The organism is Sporosarcina thermotolerans (assembly GCF_030067815.1).
In the GTDB taxonomy this organism is placed as follows: domain Bacteria; phylum Bacillota; class Bacilli; order Bacillales_A; family Planococcaceae; genus Sporosarcina; species Sporosarcina thermotolerans.
Genome location: NZ_CP125968.1, coordinates 2,241,858 through 2,265,246 on the forward strand (window position 1 = coordinate 2,241,858; position 23,389 = coordinate 2,265,246).

General features: G+C 41.3%; 19 protein-coding genes and 11 pseudogenes. 29 read left to right on the plus strand and 1 reads right to left on the minus strand.

Annotated features, from left to right (window positions below; translation table 11 throughout):
- Nucleotides 1-9 precede the first annotated feature (9 nt).
- The 18 genes and pseudogenes from QNH10_RS12735 to QNH10_RS12820 all read left to right on the plus strand — a co-directional run bounded on the left by QNH10_RS12735 (nucleotide 10) and on the right by QNH10_RS12820 (nucleotide 14,809).
- Nucleotides 10-984, plus strand: a complete 975-nt coding sequence (locus QNH10_RS12735) for a polyprenyl synthetase family protein (RefSeq protein ID WP_283731844.1) — start codon at nucleotides 10-12, stop codon at nucleotides 982-984.
- 87 nt (nucleotides 985-1,071) lie between these two features.
- A complete protein-coding gene (ndk, locus tag QNH10_RS12740) occupies nucleotides 1,072-1,518 on the plus strand; it encodes a nucleoside-diphosphate kinase (RefSeq protein WP_283731845.1) in 447 nt (148 codons plus the stop codon).
- A gap of 121 nt (nucleotides 1,519-1,639) precedes the next feature.
- The gene (locus QNH10_RS12745; protein WP_283734630.1) at nucleotides 1,640-2,410 is read left to right on the plus strand and encodes a CheR family methyltransferase; all 771 of its coding nucleotides are present in this window, start codon (nucleotides 1,640-1,642) and stop codon (nucleotides 2,408-2,410) included.
- Between the two features lie 131 nt (nucleotides 2,411-2,541).
- Nucleotides 2,542-3,722 (plus strand): annotated as a pseudogene (aroC, locus tag QNH10_RS12750) (chorismate synthase).
- A 1-nt stretch (nucleotide 3,723) separates the two neighbouring features.
- Nucleotides 3,724-4,815 carry a 3-dehydroquinate synthase gene (aroB, locus tag QNH10_RS12755; RefSeq protein WP_283731846.1) on the plus strand — a complete coding sequence of 364 codons (1,092 nt, stop codon included), beginning with the start codon at nucleotides 3,724-3,726 and terminating at the stop codon, nucleotides 4,813-4,815.
- 12 nt (nucleotides 4,816-4,827) lie between these two features.
- Nucleotides 4,828-5,192, plus strand: a pseudogene (gene aroH / locus QNH10_RS12760) (chorismate mutase).
- 25 nt (nucleotides 5,193-5,217) lie between these two features.
- A pseudogene (gene hisC, locus QNH10_RS12765) lies at nucleotides 5,218-6,310 on the plus strand (histidinol-phosphate transaminase).
- Between the two features lie 2 nt (nucleotides 6,311-6,312).
- Entirely contained in the window at nucleotides 6,313-7,428 is a 1,116-nt protein-coding gene (locus tag QNH10_RS12770; RefSeq protein ID WP_283731847.1) for a prephenate dehydrogenase, read from the plus strand.
- Nucleotides 7,429-7,437: 9 nt separating this feature from the next.
- Nucleotides 7,438-8,750, plus strand: a pseudogene (gene aroA, locus QNH10_RS12775) (3-phosphoshikimate 1-carboxyvinyltransferase).
- Between the two features lie 39 nt (nucleotides 8,751-8,789).
- Nucleotides 8,790-9,098 carry a hypothetical protein gene (locus QNH10_RS12780; RefSeq protein WP_283731848.1) on the plus strand — a complete coding sequence of 103 codons (309 nt, stop codon included), beginning with the start codon at nucleotides 8,790-8,792 and terminating at the stop codon, nucleotides 9,096-9,098.
- Nucleotides 9,098-10,054, plus strand: a complete 957-nt coding sequence (locus QNH10_RS12785) for a tetratricopeptide repeat protein (RefSeq protein ID WP_283734631.1) — start codon at nucleotides 9,098-9,100, stop codon at nucleotides 10,052-10,054. Before QNH10_RS12780 ends, QNH10_RS12785 begins: the two co-directional genes overlap by 1 nt.
- A 1-nt stretch (nucleotide 10,055) precedes the next feature.
- On the plus strand, nucleotides 10,056-10,607 hold the full coding sequence (locus QNH10_RS12790; protein WP_283731849.1) for a ReoY family proteolytic degradation factor: 552 nt from the start codon (nucleotides 10,056-10,058) through the stop codon (nucleotides 10,605-10,607).
- Nucleotides 10,608-10,661: 54 nt separating this feature from the next.
- Entirely contained in the window at nucleotides 10,662-11,108 is a 447-nt protein-coding gene (locus tag QNH10_RS12795) for a DUF2487 family protein (protein ID WP_283731850.1), read from the plus strand.
- 213 nt (nucleotides 11,109-11,321) lie between these two features.
- Nucleotides 11,322-11,828 carry a QcrA and Rieske domain-containing protein gene (locus tag QNH10_RS12800; protein WP_283734632.1) on the plus strand — a complete coding sequence of 169 codons (507 nt, stop codon included), beginning with the start codon at nucleotides 11,322-11,324 and terminating at the stop codon, nucleotides 11,826-11,828.
- Nucleotides 11,829-11,850: 22 nt separating this feature from the next.
- Nucleotides 11,851-12,525 (plus strand): menaquinol-cytochrome c reductase cytochrome b subunit, encoded by a 675-nt coding sequence (gene qcrB, locus QNH10_RS12805; RefSeq protein WP_060208191.1) that lies wholly within the window; start codon nucleotides 11,851-11,853, stop codon nucleotides 12,523-12,525.
- Between the two features lie 55 nt (nucleotides 12,526-12,580).
- Nucleotides 12,581-13,347 (plus strand): annotated as a pseudogene (locus QNH10_RS12810) (c-type cytochrome).
- Nucleotides 13,348-13,459: 112 nt separating this feature from the next.
- On the plus strand, nucleotides 13,460-14,071 hold the full coding sequence (lhaT, locus tag QNH10_RS12815; RefSeq protein ID WP_381427191.1) for a lipoprotein heptaprenylglyceryl N-acetyltransferase LhaT: 612 nt from the start codon (nucleotides 13,460-13,462) through the stop codon (nucleotides 14,069-14,071).
- Between the two features lie 69 nt (nucleotides 14,072-14,140).
- Nucleotides 14,141-14,809, plus strand: a pseudogene (locus QNH10_RS12820) (zinc metallopeptidase).
- A 52-nt stretch (nucleotides 14,810-14,861) separates the two neighbouring features.
- Here QNH10_RS12820 and QNH10_RS12825 read toward each other — a convergent pair.
- Nucleotides 14,862-15,733, minus strand: a pseudogene (locus QNH10_RS12825) (YitT family protein).
- Between the two features lie 105 nt (nucleotides 15,734-15,838).
- On the opposite strand from QNH10_RS12825, the pseudogene QNH10_RS12830 reads away from it, so the two are divergent.
- The 11 genes and pseudogenes from QNH10_RS12830 to panC all read left to right on the plus strand — a co-directional run bounded on the left by QNH10_RS12830 (nucleotide 15,839) and on the right by panC (nucleotide 23,384).
- Nucleotides 15,839-16,175: pseudogene (locus QNH10_RS12830) on the plus strand (nucleotide pyrophosphohydrolase).
- Nucleotides 16,175-16,973, plus strand: a pseudogene (gene dapB / locus QNH10_RS12835) (4-hydroxy-tetrahydrodipicolinate reductase). Before QNH10_RS12830 ends, dapB begins: the two co-directional pseudogenes overlap by 1 nt.
- Nucleotides 16,974-16,995: 22 nt before the next feature.
- Nucleotides 16,996-18,132, plus strand: coding sequence for an N-acetyl-alpha-D-glucosaminyl L-malate synthase BshA (bshA, locus tag QNH10_RS12840; protein ID WP_283731851.1), 1,137 nt, complete (start codon nucleotides 16,996-16,998; stop codon nucleotides 18,130-18,132).
- The gene (locus QNH10_RS12845) at nucleotides 18,129-18,881 is read left to right on the plus strand and encodes a CCA tRNA nucleotidyltransferase (protein ID WP_283731852.1); all 753 of its coding nucleotides are present in this window, start codon (nucleotides 18,129-18,131) and stop codon (nucleotides 18,879-18,881) included. The genes bshA and QNH10_RS12845 overlap by 4 nt, the downstream gene beginning before the upstream one ends.
- A complete protein-coding gene (locus tag QNH10_RS12850) occupies nucleotides 18,881-19,315 on the plus strand; it encodes a hypothetical protein (protein WP_283734634.1) in 435 nt (144 codons plus the stop codon). Before QNH10_RS12845 ends, QNH10_RS12850 begins: the two co-directional genes overlap by 1 nt.
- Nucleotides 19,293-19,496: an HTH domain-containing protein gene (locus tag QNH10_RS20670; protein ID WP_347177881.1), complete on the plus strand. Its 204-nt coding sequence runs from the start codon at nucleotides 19,293-19,295 to the stop codon at nucleotides 19,494-19,496. Before QNH10_RS12850 ends, QNH10_RS20670 begins: the two co-directional genes overlap by 23 nt.
- The gene (locus QNH10_RS12855) at nucleotides 19,493-20,272 is read left to right on the plus strand and encodes a biotin--[acetyl-CoA-carboxylase] ligase (protein WP_347177882.1); all 780 of its coding nucleotides are present in this window, start codon (nucleotides 19,493-19,495) and stop codon (nucleotides 20,270-20,272) included. The genes QNH10_RS20670 and QNH10_RS12855 overlap by 4 nt, the downstream gene beginning before the upstream one ends.
- Nucleotides 20,273-20,765: 493 nt before the next feature.
- A complete protein-coding gene (locus QNH10_RS12860; protein ID WP_283731853.1) occupies nucleotides 20,766-21,089 on the plus strand; it encodes a hypothetical protein in 324 nt (107 codons plus the stop codon).
- 56 nt (nucleotides 21,090-21,145) lie between these two features.
- On the plus strand, nucleotides 21,146-21,388 hold the full coding sequence (locus QNH10_RS12865; RefSeq protein WP_283731854.1) for a hypothetical protein: 243 nt from the start codon (nucleotides 21,146-21,148) through the stop codon (nucleotides 21,386-21,388).
- Between the two features lie 310 nt (nucleotides 21,389-21,698).
- Nucleotides 21,699-22,544: pseudogene (gene panB / locus QNH10_RS12870) on the plus strand (3-methyl-2-oxobutanoate hydroxymethyltransferase).
- A pseudogene (gene panC, locus QNH10_RS12875) lies at nucleotides 22,531-23,384 on the plus strand (pantoate--beta-alanine ligase). Before panB ends, panC begins: the two co-directional pseudogenes overlap by 14 nt.
- The last annotated feature ends 5 nt before the right edge of the window (nucleotides 23,385-23,389 follow it).

A 23,389-nucleotide genomic window follows, 5' to 3' on the forward strand; every position in this document is an offset into this window, starting at 1 on the left:
GTAATCATCTTGGAGAAATTGAAGTTAATGTCGCTCTACGCAGATTTCCGGAAGGATCTGTCATATATCGAAAAGGAACTTGAAAAATCCGTTGACTCCTCTTCCCCGGTCATCCGACAAGCTTCCTTACATTTATTGCGGGCTGGAGGAAAAAGGATACGACCGATTTTTGTTATACTTTCATCAAAATTCGGTGAATATTCGATGGAAAATGTAGCAAAGGTTGCAGTATCTTTGGAACTTATTCACATGGCTTCCCTTGTCCATGATGACGTCATCGACGACTCCGACTTCCGTAGAGGTTTTGAGACGGTTAAGTCAAGGTGGAATAATAGGATTGCGATGTATACTGGTGACTATATCTTTTCCCGTGCGCTCGTTTCCATCGGAGAAATCGAGATGCAAACTGTTCATCAACTATTGGCTAAAACAATGTTGGAAATTTGCAAAGGGGAAATCATTCAGCTTGAATATCAGCAAAGAACGGACCAAACATTTCGAGATTATTTACGCCGTATCAAAAGGAAAACGGCACTATTATTATCATCCAGCTGTGAATTAGGCGCGCTTGTATCAAATGCAAGTGCAGATACTGTAGGAAAGCTGAAACGATTCGGTTATTTTGCAGGTATGGCTTTTCAGATTGTCGATGACATTTTGGATATCACATCGACTGATGAAAAGTTAGGTAAACCTGCTGGTAGTGACTTGCTGAATGGTCATATTACATTGCCGACATTATACATAAAAGATAATCCCGAATTCCAACCATTTTTAATTCGCTCTTTTGATGGTACATTGACAGAGGAGGAGCGTGTTCAAATGCTTCGCTATATTCGTCAATCTGGCGCAGTAGAGAAGGCTCAGGAAGTAAGTGCACTGTACCTTAAAAAGGCGATTTCAGAAGTTCAATCATTGCCGGATGGTGACGCAAAGAAAGCCTTACTTCAAATCGCGGCATTTATCGGCAAAAGAAAGTTCTGATTGAAGGGTTGCTAGTTGAAAGATTGGCTTCTGTTTGGTACGATCGGTAAGGATAAAATCCGATACATATATGAAGGAGTGTTATAAATGGAAAAGACATTTTTAATGGTAAAACCTGATGGCGTACAACGTAACTTGATCGGTGAGATTGTAAGCCGTTTCGAAAGTAAAGGATTCACGTTAGTTGGCGGTAAATTGATGCAAATCTCCCAAGAGCTTGCAGAACAACATTACGGCGAGCATAAAGAGCGTCCATTCTTTGGAGAGCTTGTAGAGTTCATCACTTCTGGCCCAGTTTTTGCAATGGTTTGGGAAGGTGAGAATGTCATTTCTACAGCACGTTTGATGATGGGTGCAACAAACCCTAAGGAATCAGCTCCTGGAACAATTCGTGGAGATTTCGCAGTAACAGTTGGCAAAAACATTATCCATGGTTCTGACTCACCAGAATCTGCAGTTCGTGAAATCAACCTTTTCTTTAAAGAAGAAGAGCTTGTCAGCTATGACAAATCAATGGTTAGCTGGATCAACTAATAAAAGATTATTAACGTCAACTTTAAAAACAGTCATGCAAAATAATGCGTGGCTGTTTTTGTTTACCAATTTTACTGTGTTTTTCGGTATAATAGAAAAAAGTTGGTATTGGGGGATACGATTGTCAGATTACACCAACTTCATTTTTCATATAAAGAACAAAACTGGGATAGATCTATCCATGTATAAAGAGGCTCAAATGAAAAGAAGAATTACTTCACTTTATGAAAAAAGAGGGTATTCCAATTTTACCGAGTATTATTTAGCTATACATAATGATCTGCAATTATTAGAGGAGTTTTTAGATAGGATAACAATCAATGTATCGGAATTCTATCGTAATTCCCAGCGCTGGGAAGTGCTCGATAAAATAATTCTTCCAGAACTTCTTTCCATGAATAAAAATTTGAAAGCCTGGAGTGCTGCGTGTTCTACAGGAGAAGAACCTTACTCGCTCGCCATGGTTTTATCATCGCATTTACCACTTAAAGATATTTCCATTTTAGCAACTGACCTTGATACAAGTGTCTTGGATAAGGCGAGTGTCGGTCTTTATACCGAAAGATCACTAAAAGAACTTTCACAAAAGTTGTTGGATCGTTACTTTATAAATCAAGGTCAACATTATCAAGTAGTAGATGAAATTAAGCGAACCGTTAAATTCAAACAACATAATTTACTGAACGATCCATACGGGTACGGATTTGACCTTATTATTTGTCGTAACGTAATGATCTATTTTACTGATAAAGCTAAAGAACAACTGTACATAAACTTTGCTAAGGCTCTAAAACCTGGGGGGATTCTTTTTGTTGGGAGTACAGAACAAATATTCACCCCATCTAAATATGGTCTTGAGCCTGTGGAGACTTTTTTCTACAAGAAGAAGTGATATTCTTTTTGTAGCAATAATCCAGATTTTTTTTATAATAACTATAGTCAAAATTGCTATACTCTGATAAGGTGCTATGAAGCGGATATTTATCCAACCTTTAAAAAGAGAGAGAAAAGGAGGAGTTTGGAATGAGGTTTTTTACAGCAGGAGAATCACATGGTCCTCAATTGACAGCAATTATTGAAGGGTTACCAGCTCAAATGCCTTTAACTGTAGAAATGATCAATACAGAATTGAAAAGACGCCAAGGCGGTCATGGGCGTGGCCGAAGAATGCAGATTGAAAAGGATCAGGTACTCATTACATCTGGTGTAAGGCATGGCTTGACTTTAGGATCGCCAGTAACACTTACCGTTATGAATGATGATTGGAAGCACTGGACAAATATTATGGGGATTGAACCACTTCCGGACGATATCAATCCTGAGGATATTAAGAGACGGATTACTCGCCCGCGACCAGGTCATGCAGATCTTGTAGGAGGCATGAAATACGGTCATCGTGATTTACGAAATGTATTGGAAAGGTCTTCCGCAAGGGAAACGACGATGCGGGTTGCGATAGGCGCAGTAGCCAAGCAGTTCCTTCGTCAACTTGGGATAAAGACAGTTGCACATGTTACAGAAATCGGTGGAATAACAACTGATCCTGAATCATATGCAGCTTTAAACGTTGATGAAATCCGTGAAATCATTGAGCAAGACCCAGTATATTGTGCGGATGAAGTTGCTTCTTCCAAGATGGTTGCGGCAATTGATGATATCAAAGGCCGCGGGGATACACTTGGAGGCGTCGTGGAGGTTGTTGTGGAAGGATGCCCGCCTGGGATTGGCAGCTACGTTCAGTTCGACCGTAAAATGGATGGCAGACTTGCTGGAGCTATGATGAGTATCAATGCTTTTAAAGGTGTTGAATTTGGAATGGGCTTTAAGATGGCTCAAAACCCCGGAAGCGAGGTCCATGATGAGATTGCTTGGTCGGAAGAACTTGGTTACTACCGAAAGTCGAATAGACTTGGGGGCTGGAAGGTGGTATGACAACCGGAATGCCAATCGTTATTAGGGGAGTCATGAAGCCAATACCTACTTTATATAAGCCGCTTGAAAGTGTTGATATTGAAACAAAAGAACCTTTTGTAGCAACGATTGAGAGATCCGATCCATGTGCTGTGCCTGCAGCCTCTGTAGTCGCGGAACATGTCATCGCAACTGAAGTAGCTAAAGCAATCATGGATGAATTCCGTTCTGATACGATGGATGGCTTAAAGGACGAAATCAATCGGTATAAAGAATATGTGAAGGGGTTCTAATATGGGGAAACTGACCGTTCAATTACCGAATGCTCAATATGATGTGCATGTGGGAGACCATGTTTATGAACTTTTTTCATCCGATTTCAGAGAGCTGCTGAATACAGCTGACAGGATCGGGATTATTGCTGATGATGTGGTTGCAACCAATCATTTACCAGTTCTTCTTGAAGCTTTGGAAAATGCAGGAGTATCTCCAAGCGTCAAAATTGTTCCAGCAGGTGAAAAATGTAAAACTTCAATGGTCTATATTGAATGTCAATCGTTTTTGCTGCAGGAGAATTTCACCCGGAATTCATTGGTGATTGCATTTGGAGGAGGGGCCTGTGGAGACTTAGCCGGATTTGTCGCTGCGACATTTATGAGAGGAATCCGGTTCATACAATGCCCGACAACTATCCTAGCCCATGATAGCGCTGTAGGCGGCAAGACTGCCATCAATCTGCCGGAAGGGAAGAATATGGTTGGCTCCTTTCACCAACCTTCAGCTGTATTATTCAATACAGCCTTACTAAAAACATTACCTTCGCGAGAGGTTCGTTCAGGGATGGCGGAATTGATAAAACATGCATTTATTACAGATGCAAACTGGGCGAATCAGTTAATGGAAGAAAGAAATTTTTCCAATCCATCTATAGAGTGGCTTTCAACAGAACTCTTAAAGGGGATTCAAGTGAAGGCGGATATTGTTGCAGCTGATGAGTTTGAACATTCTATTCGAAAATATCTAAACTTCGGCCATACGTTTGGTCATGCTGTAGAAGCTGTTTGCGGATTCGGCGGTCTTAGTCATGGAGAAAGTGTCATAATTGGCATGGCTTATAGTTTTATTCTAAGTGAGAAATACGGCAATATAGATTCTTCATTTACTAACCATTTCATTGACTTTGCCAAAAAGAATGGTTATTCATTTGAACCAGTCTTAAATCATTCATTCAACGAGTTTTTGTTCTATATGAAAAAAGATAAAAAAGCAACATTTGGCGAGATGAATTTTATTGTGCTAAAAGAAGTAGGCATCCCTTTTGTACAGAAAGTTACAGAAATAGAATGCAAACGTGTCTTTAATGAGTTGCAGCTTAGACTAGATTAGGGGGAAATAAGAATGACAGTTAGAGGGATTAGGGGAGCTACCACAGTAGAATCGGATCATATGGAAAGTGTCCACGAAGCAACAAGGACTTTGGTGATTGAAATGGCTAAATCGAATGGTGTAGACCCGGAAGACATTATTTCGGTTATTATTTCAACGACTGGGACGTAAAATCAGCCTTTCCAGCTAAGGCGGTAAGAACGTTGGATGGTTGGAAGTTTGTCCCTGTCATGTGTACGCATGAAATGGACGTTCAAGGTTCCATGCCACTTTGCATAAGAGTTCTTATGCATGTAAACAGTGAAATTTCGCAAAAAGATATTCGACATATTTATCATAGTGAAGCGGTTAAGCTTCGTCCCGACTTGCAACAATAAACACACAAAGACTGGAGGAATTCATATGAAATGGAAAGAAGCCCTGAAAGAAATGAAACCTTATAAACCTGGAAGATCGATTGAGGAGGTTAAGGATTTATACAATCTGAAAGAAGTCGTAAAATTAGCTTCAAACGAGAATCCTTACGGCTGTGCATCATCAGTAACGGAGTTTTTAACAAGTTCTTCTATGCCGTTTCAAATTTATCCTGACGGTCATGCAACAAATCTTCGAAGTAAATTGGCTATTAAACACAGTGTGGATGAAGCTTCCATTCTTTTGGGAACGGCTCAGATGAAATTATTTCACTTATTTCACGGGCTTTGCTTGATGATAACACCCACACAATTATGCCAGCTCCAACATTTCCACAATATGCACATAATGCAAAAATTGAGGGAGCAGATTTTATAGAGATCCCTTTGGTCGATGGCCTTCATGACCTCAATGCATTCCTATCAGCGGTCAATGAACGAACCGCAGTCATTTGGATCTGCAACCCAAACAATCCTACTGGTAATTTAATACCAAGTGAAGAATTGATTGAGTTTTTAAGCAAGGTTCCAGAAAATATCCTTGTAGTCTTAGACGAAGCCTATTTTGAATATGTGACCGATCCACATCATACTGATTCAATTCGCCTATTGGATCAGTTTCCGAATATTTTAGTACTTAGAACATTTTCTAAGGCGTATGGGTTGGCTGCCTTCCGACTTGGTTATGCAATTGGCTCTCCGCAATTATTACAGAATTGAATAAAGTACGTAACCCGTTCAATAATAATTCACTTGCACTAGCTGTTGCAAATGTAGCTCTTGAAGACGACGGTTTCATAGAAGAGTGCCGTCAGAAGAACCAGGTTCAACGAGAGCGCTACATGGCGTATGCTTCACTGAATGGCCTCCATGTATATGATTCGCAAACGAATTTTGTGTTAATGGAAGTTCCAATGGACGCAGATGAAGCATCGGAATTTCTATTGAAAAAAGGATTTATCGTTCGAAGTGGCAATGCATTAGGTACACCAATGCATGTTAGAATCACAATAGGTACAGAAGAGCAGAATACAGGAGTGTTTCATGCATTCGATCTTCTATTAAAAGAAAAAGGTAGATAAATATGACGCAAAACGTTGCAATCGTGGGACTTGGGCTAATAGGGGGCTCCCTTGGCCTTGCTCTAAAACGCAGTAAACAAGATATACATATCATAGGGTTTGACCGATCTTACGCAACAGCGGATGAAGCTTACCGACGTGGGATAATCGACTCGATTGCTCCATCCGCTAAATCCGCCTGTGAAAAAGCAGATGTCATTATCTTTGCAACTCCAGTTAATACTACAGCTGTATTGTTAGAAGAGGCGTCCTTATGGGATTTCAAGGATAGGGTCATCATATCTGATACAGGAAGTACGAAAAAACCTATTATGGAAGCTGCAAAGGTTCTCACCGATAAGGGACTAACTTTCATTGGAGGCCATCCAATGGCAGGATCCCATAAGAGTGGTATCTCAGCGGCGAAAGAGCATTTATTCGAAAATGCCTATTATATTTTGACACCTCATGAGGGTGCAAGTTCAGAACAAATCAATCAATTATCAAACTTACTGCAACCAACAAAAGGGAAAATTGTTGTATTAAATGCTGATGAGCATGATCGAATGACTGCCATCGTTAGTCATTTCCCACATATAATCGCATCTTCACTTGTAGGTAGACTGGCTGATCAGGAAAAACAGCAACCATTCGTTAAAAAACTGGCAGCCGGAGGTTTCCGTGATTTAACGCGTATCGCCTCGGCTGATCCTACTATGTGGCGCGACATAACAATGCAAAATCGTGAAGAATTATTAATCCAACTTGATGGATGGTTACAGGAAATGGAGTCTATCCGAACACTTATATTCGAAAATGACCCGGAGCTAATTTTCCGGTTCTTTGAAGATGCTAAGAAATTCAGGGACCGATTGCCTTCAACTTCTGAAGGAGCTCTACAAGGGGCCCTGTATATGACATTTGACTTACATATCGATATTCCCGATCATCCAGGTGTCATATCAGAAATTACGAAAATACTTGCCGATGAACAAATCAGCATTACGAATATCCGAATTGTAGAAACGAGAACAGATGTGTATGGAATTCTTGTGATCAGTTTCCAGAATACAGATGATCGCAAAGCAGCAAGGGCTGTTCTCTCAAGAACGACTGACTATAGCATGCATATTCTTTAAAAGGGGTTGATGACTGTGGGTGAATTGAAAACAATACAGTTCGATAAGCCGGTTGTAGCAGGTTCGTTAAAAGTCCCGGGAGATAAATCCATATCTCACCGGGCAATCATGTTGGGATCAATTGCTACTGGAAAGACGACCGTTAAGGGATTTCTTGAAGGGGAAGATTGTTTACGGACAATCGATATTTTTAGGCAATTGGGCGTCTCCATAGAGCGGAATGGAACCGATGTATTGATTGAAAGTCCTGGAATTCATCAGTGGAAAACACCCGTAGGCGAATTGTATGCAGGTAATTCAGGTACAACCGCAAGATTATTACTTGGTATATTGTCGGGCTCATCAGTCAACTCCGTTTTGACAGGGGATGACTCACTGTCAAAAAGGCCGATGAAAAGAGTGACAAATCCTTTGCAGGCAATGGGAGCTTCAATTTCAGGAGCTAGCGAAGGTGACTTCCTACCACTTTCTATTAAAGGTGGGGCATTAAAGGGGATCGATTATGAAATGCCCGTAGCAAGTGCACAGGTGAAATCTGCAATCCTATTTGCTGGTTTAAATGCCGAAGGAATCACAGTCGTAAGAGAATCTGCAATATCAAGAGATCACACAGAACGTATGTTCAAACAATTTGGAGCGAATATCCAACAAGACGGAAATGCAGTAAGTTTACAAAGCGGTCAAGAATTGAAGGGAACAGATGTAGTCGTTCCTGGGGATATATCTTCCGCTGCATTTTTCATGGCGGCGGCGGCTATGATAAAAGGAAGCTCCATTAAGTTCATAGATGTCGGACTGAATCCAACGAGAACCGGAATCATCAAAGTTTTGGAGAAAATGGGAGCCTCGGTAGAGATTCTTGAACAATACGGGAAAACGAGGAGCCATATGGTATAATAAGGGTTTCCAATTCACAATTAAAAGGAATAGTGATTGAAGGGGATATTATCCCGACACTAATTGATGAATTGCCTATTATTGCATTACTGGCAACACAGGCTGAAGGCGTAACGATCATTAAGGATGCAGAGGAACTACGCGTGAAAGAAACAGATCGTATCGCTGCAGTTACCAATGAGTTGATTAAATTGGGGGCAGAAATAGAAGCGACGGAAGATGGAATGATCATTAAAGGACCAACTCCACTAAAGGGATCAAATTTGAAATCCTATGGCGACCATCGATTAGGTATGATGGCAGCCATAGCGGCACTTATAACAGAAGGGCCAGTCGAAATTGAAAATCCTTCCTGCATCGCAATATCCTACCCGAATTTCTTTGAACAATTATCTGATCTCATCAAAAAAGGTGAGGATGAATAATTTTCCTAATGTATACAACATGAAGGAACAGGTGAAAATATGAACCAGTTACATGAATTTGAAAAAGCGATTTTTGAAGGTGATATTCGCTTAATGAATGAGTTAATTGATCGTGCAGAAAAAATGGAGGAATTTGACCTTCTCTATGATGTTGCGGGGTTAATGGTTGAGTACGGTTATATCGGCCAGGCGGATCATATTTATGAAACGTTGAGTCAGGTTATGCCGGACGAAGCACAACTGAAAATCGATAGGGCATCTACATTGCTTGAACTTGGTGATGAAGACGAAGCGTTGCTTTTGTTATCTGAGGTGATGCCGACCAGGATGAATATGTTCAAGCGTTGATGGCATTAGCTGATTACTATCAAATGATAGGCATGGCGGAAGCCGCACTTGGTAAGGTGAAAGAGGCTATTGAATTAGCCCCATATGAGCCGGTCATTCGCTTTGCTTATGCGGAACTTTTACTTGACGCGGGAAGGTATATCGAAGCTGCCAAGCTATTTTCCGAGCTTTTTAATGAGGGAAACAAGGAGATAGCTGGTATTAGCATCCCACTTCGAATAGCAGAAACATTTAGTGCAGGCGCTGCTTATGAAGAAGCTCTGCCCTATTATGAGGATCTATTGGTGGATGAGCAAAGTCCTGATACGCTTTTCGGTGCTGCGTACGCGTACTATCAAAGCAGACAACCAGAACGATCGATTCAATTACTCGAAAACCTTATACAAATGGATCCGGATTATTTTTCTGCTTATATGCTTGCTGGGCAGGCCCAATCTCAATTGGGTGAGGACAAAAAAGCTTATGAGTTATACATTCAAGGCATTGCACGTGATGAATTCGACAAAGAATTGCGCTTGGCTGCAGGAAAGTCCGCGTTAAAGTTATCTCTTCCCGATGAAGCGGAGGAGCATTTAAAACATTCCATTGCACTTGACCCTGAATATATTGATGCTATCATCACACTCGCTTCGATTTATAATGAAAGAGAGCAGGATGAGGAACTCCTTGGTCTTTTGGCTGAGATGAAAGAGGAAGAGATGGATCTCCCACTCCTTTCCGCATTTAAAGCATTTGCTTTAGAAAGGGAGGAACTATATGACGATGCATACCGATCTTACCGTAAGGCATATACTGGATTGAAAGATGATCCATCATTTTTGGATAAATTCGCGAGATTCCTTTTGGATGAGGGTAAACGGGATGAAGCAATCGAGGTAATTAAGACGCTTGTGTCGCTAACACAGCATGATGAATGGGCCGCTTTTCTTGAAATGTTGAATGACAAGGAGGTGTGATATGACAGCCATGGTTCCTGTCGCTGCCAAAAAAGACTTTGTTCGGTGGTTTTTAAAGCGCTATAAATTAAAGCGTCGGGAATGTGTTTGGATTCTGAACTATCTTCTAAGCCATGAACAGCTTCTTCAAAACGTACACTTCACGGATGAGGTGCATTACTGTCCTCGCGCAATGGTGATCTCCACGATAAATTCCGAGAGTATCCCATTTCGTTTTTACAAAGGCAATCTGATGACGGCAGATGCAGAAAAGTCATTTCATGATTTACGACTTCATCCGGACGAAAAAATGTTTATACAGCTGAACTTTCCTAATAGCAATACGTGTCCGCATTATGCAAGTGTTCGGGAGGAAAACCCATTTCTCCCTGCAGAACTGCAAGTAAGTCCTAGGGACCGGAAAATTGCCGAAAAACTGTTAGAGGAAAGTGCCGCATCTATGTCGTTGGATCTACTTATGAAACGGGTAGATGAAGCCCTTGATGCAAATGATCGGGAACGTTTTCTTGTACTATCAGCAATGTTGAATGATATGAAAATTATAAAAGACTAATGACTCCATCTTCTTGATGGAGTCATTTGCTTGACTTTTTTAGGGGGAATTGAAATGAATTGGACAGGCAAGGACATGGATACATATCTATCGCAGAAAGAATATATCGATACTTTAGTGATACCGCTTGTAAAAATTGAGTTGAAATTGGATAATATGAAGGCAAGTGCATCTTCGGCAGAATTTATCATGCATCTATCATCTCTAATTGAAACTCAATTTAAAGGACGCATGATGTTTGTTCCACCATTCAGCTATTCATCCGCAACGGATCTGCCAAGTATGGCGAAAACGACATTACTGGAATTTTCGGATACACCATTTAAGCATGTTTTCTTCTTAACGACGGATCATGCGTGGTCAACTCTAAAATTGCCTGGACAAGTTATATGGATGCCTTCCATCCCTCTCGAAAGTATGGAAGCCTCGTTACGTCAATCGATCCTTGAAGATCAATTACGACAGGTGCTTCCGAAATTCATCGAGAAATGGTCGGTTTAACTTAAATAAAAAATAATTTCTCGAAAATAATGAGTTTTAATTATAGCTGTTCTAAAATGATTAATGTAAAATTCATGAATTGTTCACATTCTATTTTTACAGTGGAACGCATGATTGAATTTAAACTACGATTGATATATCATAGATATGTCCTAGTATTACAATTAGCAAAAGTATGTCCGTTGGACTGATTTTGGAGTAAGAGGAGGGAAACTGATGAGCAGCAAAGTGTCTAGACGCCAATTCCTGAGCTATACGTTGATGGGTGTCGGCGGATTCATGGCTTCAGCTATGTTAATGCCGATGGTACGATTTGCGGTCGATCCAGTATTGCAACCAAAGAGTGAAGGTGAATTTATTCCAACTCCGCAAAAAGTGGATCAATTGACCGATTCTCCTGTACGTGTTGACTTTACTATTAAAGATCGTAAAGATGCATGGTACAAGTCTGATGTATCGAACACTGCTTGGGTCTATAAAGAAGGCGATACGGTCATCGCACTTTCTCCTGTCTGTAAACACCTTGGTTGCACGGTGAGCTGGGAAGGGGACGAGAAGCATAAGAATGAATTCTTCTGCCCTTGCCATAATGGACGTTACGAGAAAAACGGTAAAAACATACCTGGATCTCCACCACTTGGACCACTCGATGAGTATATGGTAAATGTTGTGGATGGCTATGTTTATCTTGGAAAAACGGTTCCAAACACATTAGTTTAAAATGTAAGGGGGTACGACCGAAGTGCTAAATAAAATTTATGATTGGGTTGACGAACGGTTGGATATCACCCCGATTTGGCGGGATATCGCTGACCATGAAGTACCTGAGCACGTAAACCCTGCACATCATTTTTCTGCATTCATCTATTGTTTCGGTGGTTTGACGTTTTTCGTAACGGTCATCCAGATTCTATCAGGTATGTTCCTTACAATGTATTACACCCCGGATATTGAAAATGCATGGAAATCCGTTTACTACCTTCAAAACGAAGTAGCATTCGGTGAAATTGTGCGTGGGATGCACCACTGGGGAGCGTCTCTTGTTATTGTTATGATGTTCCTACATACGCTGCGTGTATTCTTTACAGGCTCGTATAAAAAGCCTCGTGAATTGAACTGGATTGTCGGAGTTCTTATCTTCGTTACAATGTTGGGTCTTGGTTTCACAGGTTACTTATTGCCATGGGATATGAAAGCATTGTTCGCAACTAAGGTTGGTATTGAAATCGCCGCATCTGTACCGTTTATCGGTGAACAGATCAAGATCCTTCTTGCAGGTGACTCTACAATTCTTGGTGCGCAAACTTTGACTCGTTTCTTCGCGATTCATGTATTCTTCCTACCGGCTGCTTTGCTTGGGTTGCTTGCAGCACACTTTATCATGATCAGAAGACAAGGTATCTCCGGACCGCTATAAGATCAACATCCACTTTGTTGTTGATTGTCTGAAATTAGAATAAGGAGGGGACATAATGCAACGCGGAAAAGGCATGAAATTTGTTGGTGACTCGCGCATCAAAGCCGAAGGTAAGATGCCGAACGTCCCGAAGGATTACTCAGAATATCCAGGTAAAACAGAAGCATTCTGGCCTAACTTCCTCTTGAAAGAGTGGATGATTGGTGCCATCTTCCTTATCGGGTATTTAATCATTACAGTTGCCCATCCGTCTCCGCTTGAAAGACAAGCAGACCCTACGGATACAACATACATACCGGTTCCTGACTGGTATTTCCTATTCATGTATCAATTGCTGAAATATGAATTTGCTTCCGGACCGTATAACGTCATCGGTGCTATCGTTATCCCTGGATTGGCAGTGGGTGCATTAATGCTTGTTCCTTTCATGGATACATCGAAAGAGCGTCGTCCATTTAAACGCCCTCTTCCGACAGGCTTTATGCTCTTGCATTCGCAGCAATCTTCTATTTGACATATGAGTCTGTTGTGAACCATGACTGGGAAAAAGCAAAAGCACAAGGTGCTATTCGTGAAGAAGTTCAATTTGACCCAGATTCTGAAGGGTATCAGATTTACGCAGGTTCATCATGTATCAGCTGTCACGGCGGTGAATTCGAAGGCGGTCTTGGACCAACCCTAGTTAATACTGGACTAACTGCTGACGAAATAATCGATATCGCTCATAACGGTATTGGGACAATGCCAGCTAATCAGTGGACTGGCTCCGAGGAAGACTTGCAAGTACTTGCTGAGTTCCTTGAAAGCTTGAAATCTGAATAATAGTACTAACAAATAAAAAGAGTCAGGAGACTGACTCTTTTTTGCTATACTAATTCATGTGGGTAAAACTGTTTTCCCGCTATACATAACATATAAACAAGTGATGGGAGAGATGTCTTTGAGTTCTCTTAAAAATATGGCATGGCTCATTTTGACCCATAAGTCTTTTTTATGGATTTTATTGTTTGTCAATATTTTTGGAACAGTTTACGGTTATGACTGGTATATGTGGCAATTGGAAATGACTGATCCTATTTTTTGGATATTTGTACCTGACAGTCCTACCGCAAGCCTGTTTTTTTCAATAGCTATTATTGGGTGGCTGATTGGCAAAAATTTTAAATTGATTGAAGCACTTGCTCTCATTACACTTGTCAAATATGGATTATGGGCTGTAGTCATGAATCTTCTAACACTTAATGAGCTTGGTTCAATCGATAAGGTAGGTTGGATGCTTATCGGATCGCATTTCGCAATGGCAGTTCAAGCAATCCTTTATAGTGGAATGTATAAATTCGATTTCAAACATATTGTAATAGCCGCCATCTGGACTTTGCATAACGACGTCATCGATTATGTATTTGGCCAAATGCCGATTTACTATGATTTGATGAAGCATATGCAACAAATTGGTTACTTTACATTTTGGCTCTCCATCGCTTGTATTACATTGGCTTATATCGTTTGGAGAAAAAGAGTAAAACGAAAAACTGTTATAGTATAATATCAATAAGTTGCGGTTGTTCGATGTACATTATAAAATAGAAATAGAGAAAAGGGAGGGATAGGAAGAATGTTTTTGATTTACCTCGGTATCATCATTTTGCTACCATTGTATGCACAATTCAAAGTGAAAAGCACGTATAAAAAATATGCGAAGGTACGTTCGACATCCGGTATGTCGGGTGCGGAAGTGGCTCGTCTCATTCTCGATAAAAATGGATTACAAGATGTGAAAGTAGTAGAAAGCAGTGGTTTTCTAAGTGATCATTACAATCCATTAACGAAGACGGTCGCATTATCATCTCAGAACTACCATGAAGCTTCAGTTGCGGGACAGCTATCGCAGCCCACGAAGTAGGACACGCAATCCAAGATGCAGAAGCTTATGCATTTTTACGTTTCCGTCATCGATTGGCACCTGTTGCAAATATTACATCCAATGCTTCATGGGGTTTTCATTATGATAGGTCTAATCTTCTCAAGTATGAATTCCTTGCTTGGCATCGGGATCGTCTTAATGGCAGTTGGAGTTCTATTCCAAATTGTAACGTTGCCTGTTGAGTTCAATGCATCCAGTCGTGCGATGAACCAAATTGTCGAATTCGGAATCATTCGTAATGAAGAAGAACCACATGCGAAAAAAGTGTTAAGTGCTGCGGCAATGACTTATGTGGCGGCTACTGCAGTCGCTGTTCTTGAATTGCTACGCCTTATTCTTATCTTCACAAACAGGGACTAATAGCAAAAACCCGACCTTTGGATGGTCGGGTTTTTCAATTTGACGATTGTCATTATTTTTCTATCGGTTGTTTTTGCTCATCCAACGTAAAGCCTTCTCCAAGGACGTCGTGAACTTCAGTTACAGAAACAAAAGCATGTGGGTCGATCGCTGTCACGATGTTTTTCAGGCGCATGATTTCGTTTTTTCCGACTACACAATAAAGAATTTCCCTGTCGGATTTTGTGAAATGTCCATAGCCTCTAAAAACAGTAACGCCACGATCCATTTCCAGTGTAATCTTGGAAGCGATGGCATCCTGGGAATCGGAAATAATAAAAGCACCTCTTGCTGCATAGGCACCTTCTTGGACAAAATCGATGACACGGGCGCCTACAAAAAGGGCGACTAACGTATACATCATGGAACGATGGTCCAAGTACACTGCCCAGGAAAGTAAAATAACAAACGCATCGAACAAAAACATTGTCTTTCCCATGCTCCAGCCTATGTACTTATGCGCCAAACGTGCGATAATATCTACACCGCCAGTTGTTCCACCGAATCGGAATATGATCCCCAAACCGATCCCAATAAAAACACCGGCAAATAAAGCAACAAGAAACATATCACCTTCAAGGTGTATATTGAACTGGTATTTCATGAAGATTTTCAGGAAGACGGACACAGCGACTGTTCCAATCACTGTATAAATGAACACCTTTCTGCCTAACAGCTTCCATCCAATGATGAACATCGGAATGTTCAACAAAAGGTTCATAATGCAGGATCCCAATTAAAAGCAAATAGCAGGATAAGTGTAATTCCCGTGAAGCCACCTTCGGCAAGCTCATGCTGGATGTTAAAGTGCACAAGCCCAAAACTGAAAATTGCGGCTCCAAGTATAATGAAGAATATATTTTTAAATTTTATTCCACGAAACATAGAAAAACCACCTTTCTTGGCACATTTTACATTATCTATGATTCCAGTTTTTTTGACAACAGTCCTATGAATGAATACGATAGCAAATGAAGGAGAATGAAGCAAATGGAACAAGCTAGAACGTTGAAAAGTCTTCAGGAAGAGGTCCATGAATATATATCGGGTTTCGAGGAAGGGTATTTTCCACCAATGGAATTAATGGCAAGACTTACCGAAGAGTTAGGTGAGCTTTCCAGAGAAGTACAACATGTGCACGGATGAAAAAGAAAAAGAGAGCGAAGAAATCGGATCCCTTGCGGAGGAGACTGGGGATTTGTTATTTGTCCTCATCTGCTTTGCGAATTCACAAGGAATTGACCTTCAAGATGCACTAACATCGGTTTTAAAGAAATTTAACGATCGTGATGCAAACCGTTGGACTAGAAAGGAGAACATTGATTGATGAAAATTAAAGTAGCTATAGCGGGTGCCAGAGGAAGAATGGAACTACAGCTATCGAAGCGATTGAAGAAGCGGTAGATGCTGAAGTTGTTGCAGCATTAGACTATAAATTTGATGGAATGCATTTACATAATGCTTCTGTGAATGAAGAGAAACAAGGAATCCCAATTTACACATCACTCTCCAAATTAGTTGAAGAACACCATCCTACTGTCCTTCTTGATGTTACGGATCCGGATGCAGTGTTTACTAATGTGAAAGATGCATTGTCTTTGGGTATACATCCTGTAGTCGGAACTTCAGGCTTAACAAAGCAAGAATTAAAGCAGATTTCGGAAATGGTGGAAACGACAAAAACTGGTGGAATCATCGCACCTAACTTTTCGATTGGTGCAGTACTGATGATGAAGTTTGCCGCTCAAGCTTCCCGTTATTTAGGGGATGTAGAAATATTGGAAATGCATCATGATAGAAAACTCGATGCCCCATCAGGAACGGCAGTGAAAACAGCGGAAATGATAATGGAAAATCGACCTCCGCATATACAAGGCCATCCAGAAGAACAGATCCACTTAGAGGGAGCCCGTGGCGGTGATGTAGAAGGCATGAAGATCCATAGTATCCGCCTACCGGGCTTGCTTGCGCATCAGCAAGTGCTTTTAGGGGGAGAGGAGAATTGCTTACAATCCGACATGATTCATTAAGCAGAAAAAGTTTCATGCCTGGCATCATGATGGCGATTCGAAATGTAATAGGACGTAATGATCTAATTTACGGATTGGAAAATATAATCGATTAAGTTTGGTACGAGAGGTGATCACATGAACAAATTGAAAGTCGGTGTAATTTGTTATCCTTCATTAGGAGGTTCAGGTGTTGTTGCGACTGAACTGGGGATGAAAATGGCAGAGAAAGGACATGAGATGCATTATATCTCATCCGAGAAGCCGTTCCGCTTAATTGACGTCCATCCGAATATTCATTTCCACGAGGTGAAAATAGACGGCTATGCGGTATTCAAATATCCTCCTTATGACATCGCATTAGCGAATCGGATCGCACATGTCATCCAAAAGGAGAAACTCGACCTATTGCATGTCCATTACGCAGTGCCACATGCAATTTCAGCGGCACTCGCCAAGGATATGGCAAAATCGTCTATTGGCGTGATCACGACTTTACATGGAACGGACGTAACGGTTCTTGGTCATGATCCCGCGCTGAAATACACTGTTCGCTATGGAATTGAAAAGTCGGAAATAACGACAGCTGTCTCTGAATCACTTCGCCAAGATACGTTTTCGCTGATCGAGCCCGATAAAGAGATCTTAACGATCTATAATTTCATCGATGAAGACAAATACAAGCCGGTCGATCCCGGTTCGCTGAAAAAAGACTTAGGAATCCGTGAAGAGGAAAAAGTCATTATCCATGTGTCCAATTTCCGGGCAGTCAAACGCGTGGATGATATAATTGATAGCTTTAAGATCATCCGTGAAACAATCAATGCAAAATTAGTATTAGTTGGTACCGGTCCCGAAAAGATTGAAATGAGGGAGAAGGTAAAACAAGAAGGTTTGGAAAACGAGATCATTTTCACGGGTAAACGTGACGACCTCCCTGAGTTGTTGGCAATCAGTGATCTAATGTTTCTATTATCGGAGAAAGAGGCATTCGGTCTCGTTCTGTTAGAAGGCTTTGCTTGTGGGGTACCTGCAATTGCAACCAATATTGGCGGCATACCTGAAGTGATTGAGGATGGGGAAAACGGTTACCTCGTTGAATTAGGTGATGTCAGAGCTGCAGCAGAGAAAGCAATTGGGCTACTGCAAGATCCAGTTAAACATAAAATGTTCCGTGAAAACGCATTGCGCACTGTGCATGAAAAATTCGATTCAACATCCATTGTTAATGAATACGAGGAACTTTATTACAAAGTTGCGGGATTGAACTCATGAGTGAATTTGGATCAGCTTCAAGTCGGAAGGTCATCAAGCTCTTAGGAGATGCGGGTTATGAGGCGGTGTTTGTTGGAGGTTCCGTTCGAGATTATCTTTTGGGTAAGGATGCTTCTGATATAGATATCGCCACATCTGCATCGCCCGAGGAAGTGAAGCAGGTTTTTCCCAATACAATAGATGTCGGAATTGAACACGGAACCGTGATGGTTTTAATGGACCGGGAGCCAATCGAGGTAACGACTTACCGGACGGAAAGTACATATACAGATCATCGAAGACCTGATGAAGTGAAATTTGTAAAATCACTAAAGGAAGATTTAAGGCGAAGGGATTTCACAATAAATGCATTGGCATTAACAGTGTCCGGAGAACTGATTGACCCATTCGGTGGAAGGGATGACCTAAAAGGGCGAGTGATTCGGGCTGTTGGCAATGCGCAAGACCGCTTTACGGAGGATGCATTAAGAATGGTCCGGGCAGTCCGATTTGCCTCGGTTTTAGGGTTTGAAGTGGAAGCTGGTACGCGTCAAGCCATTTCAGGCAACGCTGAAAAAATCCGACATGTCTCTGTTGAACGCATCAAAGTGGAGATGGACAAGTTGATGAAAGGGAAAGAGCCGAACAAGGGGTTCGCGTTAATCGCCGAAACTGGTCTTTCACATCATCTTCCGGTTTTCCGCAGGATATCCGCATATTATCCGAAAGTGTTCCTTTTGAAGATGCGCTTCAAGGATGGGCTGCCTTGATGCTTGCAGGTGGTTTTACGGCTTCCGAGGTTGCAAGGGCCTATAAACTGTCCAACCGCGAAAAGGAGTTTTTATCAGCAGTTCATGTTGCCTTCGACCGTAGACAGTTGGGAAGATATACGACGGATGATTATTATCGCTTTCCGTTCGACGTGATATGCGCGGCGGAAAATATCTGGCAAGCATTCAATCCTTCGGAAGACGGTATCCCTCAACATGAAATTGCCATGAAGCAAAGAGAGTTGCCAATACGCTCGAAAGATGAACTTCAAGTGAATGGTAAAGATCTTATGGCATGGACTGAGCAACGGGGCGGTCCTTGGCTTGGTGAATGGATGGATCGAATCGAAAAGGCGGTTCTCCATCGTGAATGCCCGAACGACACGGAAAAGATAAAGGAATGGTTTTTCAATGAATACAAACGTCAAGAATGAATTATTGAACAGACTCTTTGAAGCGAAAGGCGAACCAGTATCAGGCCAGGAATTTGCAGATGAATACGGGCTATCAAGAACAGCCATTTGGAAATACATTAAGGAATTTGAAGAAGAAGGCTATGAAATCACCTCGATTCGCAAAAAGGGGTACGCACTGATTTCTTCGCCAGATCGGTGAATTCAGCCAATATCCTAAACCATCTTGAAACATCGATGTATGGAAGAAGTGTTGATTATTACGAAAGCGTAGAATCCACTCAACCTTTAGCACATGATGCCGCACAGGCAGGAGTGCCTGATGGAACCCTTATAGTAGCGGAAGAACAGACCGCGGGGAGAGGAAGGTTATATCGACCTTGGTCCTCAGCTGCTCGTAAAGGGATTTGGATGAGTTTAATCATTCGACCTACCCTAACACCACAGCAAGCTCCACAAATGACTCTTGTAACCGCTGTGGCGATTATACGCGCAATTGAAGAGGTCACGGGGATTGAAGCGACGATAAAATGGCCGAATGATATTTTGATCAACGGTAAAAAAATGACAGGAATCTTGACGGAACTGCAAGCAGATCCCGATCGGGTAAAGGCAATCATCATAGGGATTGGGATGAACGTCAATCAAGATGAGGAAGATTTCCCGGATGAACTCCAATCGATTGCAACTTCGCTGAAAATAGCAACAGGTCAGCACATCAACCGTGCAAAACTTATTGCAGGCATTTTAAGGTATTTAGAACAGTATACAAACATGTATGAAAAACACGGTTTCGGGCCGATCAAGCTGTTGTGGGAAGGGTATTCGAACACGGCAGGGAAACGGATTCGTGCGGTGATGTTGAATGAAACGATTGAAGGTGTCGCGTTGGGCATTTCCGAAGAAGGATTGCTTGAACTTCAATTGGATGATGGGTCAGTGAGAGGGATTTATTCGGCGGATATTCAGATTCAGTAGGAGCAGGCGGGGAAAACGTTTAGTTTTCCTTTTGCCTGTTTTTTTGTATTGCCGGCAGTCAATGGGAAGTTTTTAGTACTCTATGGGAAGTCATCGACGTTCTATGAGAAGTTGTGAGTGTTCTATGGAGGTCATCGTCGTTCTATGGGAAGTAAGATACGTTCTATGGGAAGTTGCATGCGTTCTACGGGAAGTTCGTCCAAACCGGGGAAATTCTGGCCGAAAAACGTTCGCCTCAAAGAATCATGGTAAGTTATGCTCGAGTTTGGGATCGTTATGCTCGGGTTCGGCAGGTTATTTCTCGAGTTTGAGGTGGTTATGCTGAGTTCAGCCTCATTTTGCTCGTCTTGTTACTTTTCACCTACCACACATCCCAAACTGCATGCCCAATTCTTGGAAGTAAATATTAAAAAATGAATTTTCTTAACTATATAATTTTTTATTTCTTATGATGTTATAATGAATAGAGGTAGATTGCAGAGGGGGAGAGCTTTTGGAGAAGAAGTCTATGATTTTTATTTCTGCATTTCTTTTGGTGTTTATAGTATTCTCCAGTATTCGGCTTGTTAAGGTTCCCCATGCAAATGAGACTAAGAATATCAGTGAGGAATTAAGTGCAAGTGATATTGCAAAAGGAATTTCGAGATCTGATAGGGATAGATATGATAAAAACGCTAAAGCTGTTGAACTCTATCAAAAAATCATAATGTATATGAATGAGCACGACCAGATTGAATATATTGGTGCTTTTATTGACGACAACCAAGTACTGAATGTAGGTTTAACTGGCAAGCAAAAAAAAATGAAAAAGTTATAAAAGACCTTGTAGGGGGTCTGCCGATTCATTTTTATAATATAGAAAAGTCAGAATATATGGTTGCGAAATTAGCTATGGATAAAGTATTTGAAGAATTAAGTGTTCCGAATAACTTGTTTGAACAACAAAAAATATTTGTCTCAGAGATGTGGGTGGAAGAGGAAACCGATACCTTAATAGTAGGTCTGTTAGTTTTAAACCGTAAGAATGAAAAAGAATTTAAGGTTATTTTAGAAAAAATGTACAATCAAAAAGTAAGGATAAAATTCATACAGTCCGACGGAGCTACAGTTTATTAATCTAATCAGGAGTGGATGGTGAATTTTCCACGTTGATTTACTTTTCCTATCTTTAAATTGCTTCAAATAGAATCTATACAAATAAACTTTCATTTGCTATAGTAGTGGCGAAGGGCAGTATCAATCGGAACTGCACCTTTCAAATAGTAAAGAAACATCCAACTCAATAGGTTCTGCCTTGATCTTGCGAAAGACAGGGACGGAGGAAACCAATCTGCTATCATACGCAACCCTTCTGTCCAATTTGGCTTGAAGGGTTTTATTTTTCGGTTTTCTCCTTTCAATTAATATGAAAGGGAGTGGGGAAGAAATGAAAAGTACGTCTGATTTTAAGAAAATGAAACAAAAAAATGAAAAGGTTGTCATGCTGACCGCTTATGATCACCCGTCTGCACAATTGGCGGAGCAAGCCGGAATTGATGTCATCCTTGTGGGGACTCATTAGGCATGGTCGTTTTGGGTTATGAAACGACAGCGGCCGTAACAGTCGATGACATGATTCATCATGGCAAAGCGGTAAGAAGGGGAGCGAAAGAGACTTTTGTTGTTGTCGATATGCCATTCGGTTCTTATCATGGTTCCGAAGATCGCACTCTGGAAGCCGCGGTAAGAATTTTCCAGGAGACCGGTGCGAATGCATTGAAATTGGAAGGATCCGGCAAGGTAATTGACACAATACGTCTTTTGACAAGTACAGGAATTCCAGTCGTCGCTCATCTCGGATTACTGCCTCAGTCCGCTGCAGTTGAAGGCGGTTACAAAGTGCAAGGAAAGACGGCAGCGGCTGCGGAACAACTTATCCGTGATGCTGTTGCTTGTGAGGCTGCAGGTGCTTGTATGATCGTATTGGAATGCATTCCATACCAATTGGGGAGCAAGTGTCAAAAGCGGTTTCCGTTCCGACAATCGGTATCGGGGCAGGCGCTGAAACAGACGGCCAAGTGTTAGTTTTCCATGATACGATTAAATACGGCAACCATCATATCCCGAAATTTGTCGAAACCTATGCCAATGTCGGGGATGATATTGGGCTGGATTGGAAGAATATGTGGCGGCAGTCAAATCCGGGGCATTCCCGTCTGAGGCACATCGCTTTACGATGAAAGAAGATGAATTGGTGGCACTTTACGGAGGAATGAAGGATGCTGAACACTGAAATAAATAGCATAAAAGTTGTAGAAACAATTGAAGAACTTCAGCAGTTGATCAATAAAAAAAGCGGTAAAACAGTTGGCTTAGTACCGACAATGGGCTTTTTGCATGAAGGACATCTCTCACTTGTCAAACATGCCAAAGAGCAAAATGACATTGTCGTGATGAGCATCTTTGTTAACCCAGCGCAATTTGGACCGGGCGAGGATTTCGAATCCTATCCACGTGATCTTGAAAAGATGTTAGATTGGCGGAAGAAGCGGGTGTCAATATCGTATTCATCCCATCCGTTAAAGAAATGTATCCGTTCGAGGGCGGTATTCGGATTCTTCCGGGACCACAAGCTAACGAACTTTGCGGCGCATCTAGACCGGGGCATTTCGACGGAGTTTTGAAAGTCGTTTTAAAACTTTTTAACATCGTTAACCCTGACCGCTCCTATTTCGGAATGAAAGATGCACAGCAACTTGCAATCATTGAAACTTTTGTCCGTGATTTTAATTTACGAACAAAGATAGTACGTGTTCCCATCGTCCGTGAAGACGACGGCTTGGCTAAAAGTTCAAGGAACGTCAACTTAACGCCAGATGAACGGGCCCAAGCACCCATTATCCATCAAGCATTATTAAAAGGTGCTGAGCTTCATTCAATTGGCTTAAAGCCTGAACAAATTGAGGATGAAGTGGCAAGCTATATAACAGATGGTAGCACGGGGGAAATTGATTATGTTAAGCTGCTGTCTTATCCAAGCCTTCAGCCAATAACAAGCGAAACAGATGAAGTCATTTTAGCTGTTGCCGTCAAATTCTCAAAGACCAGATTGATAGATAATATTATTATGTAAACAAA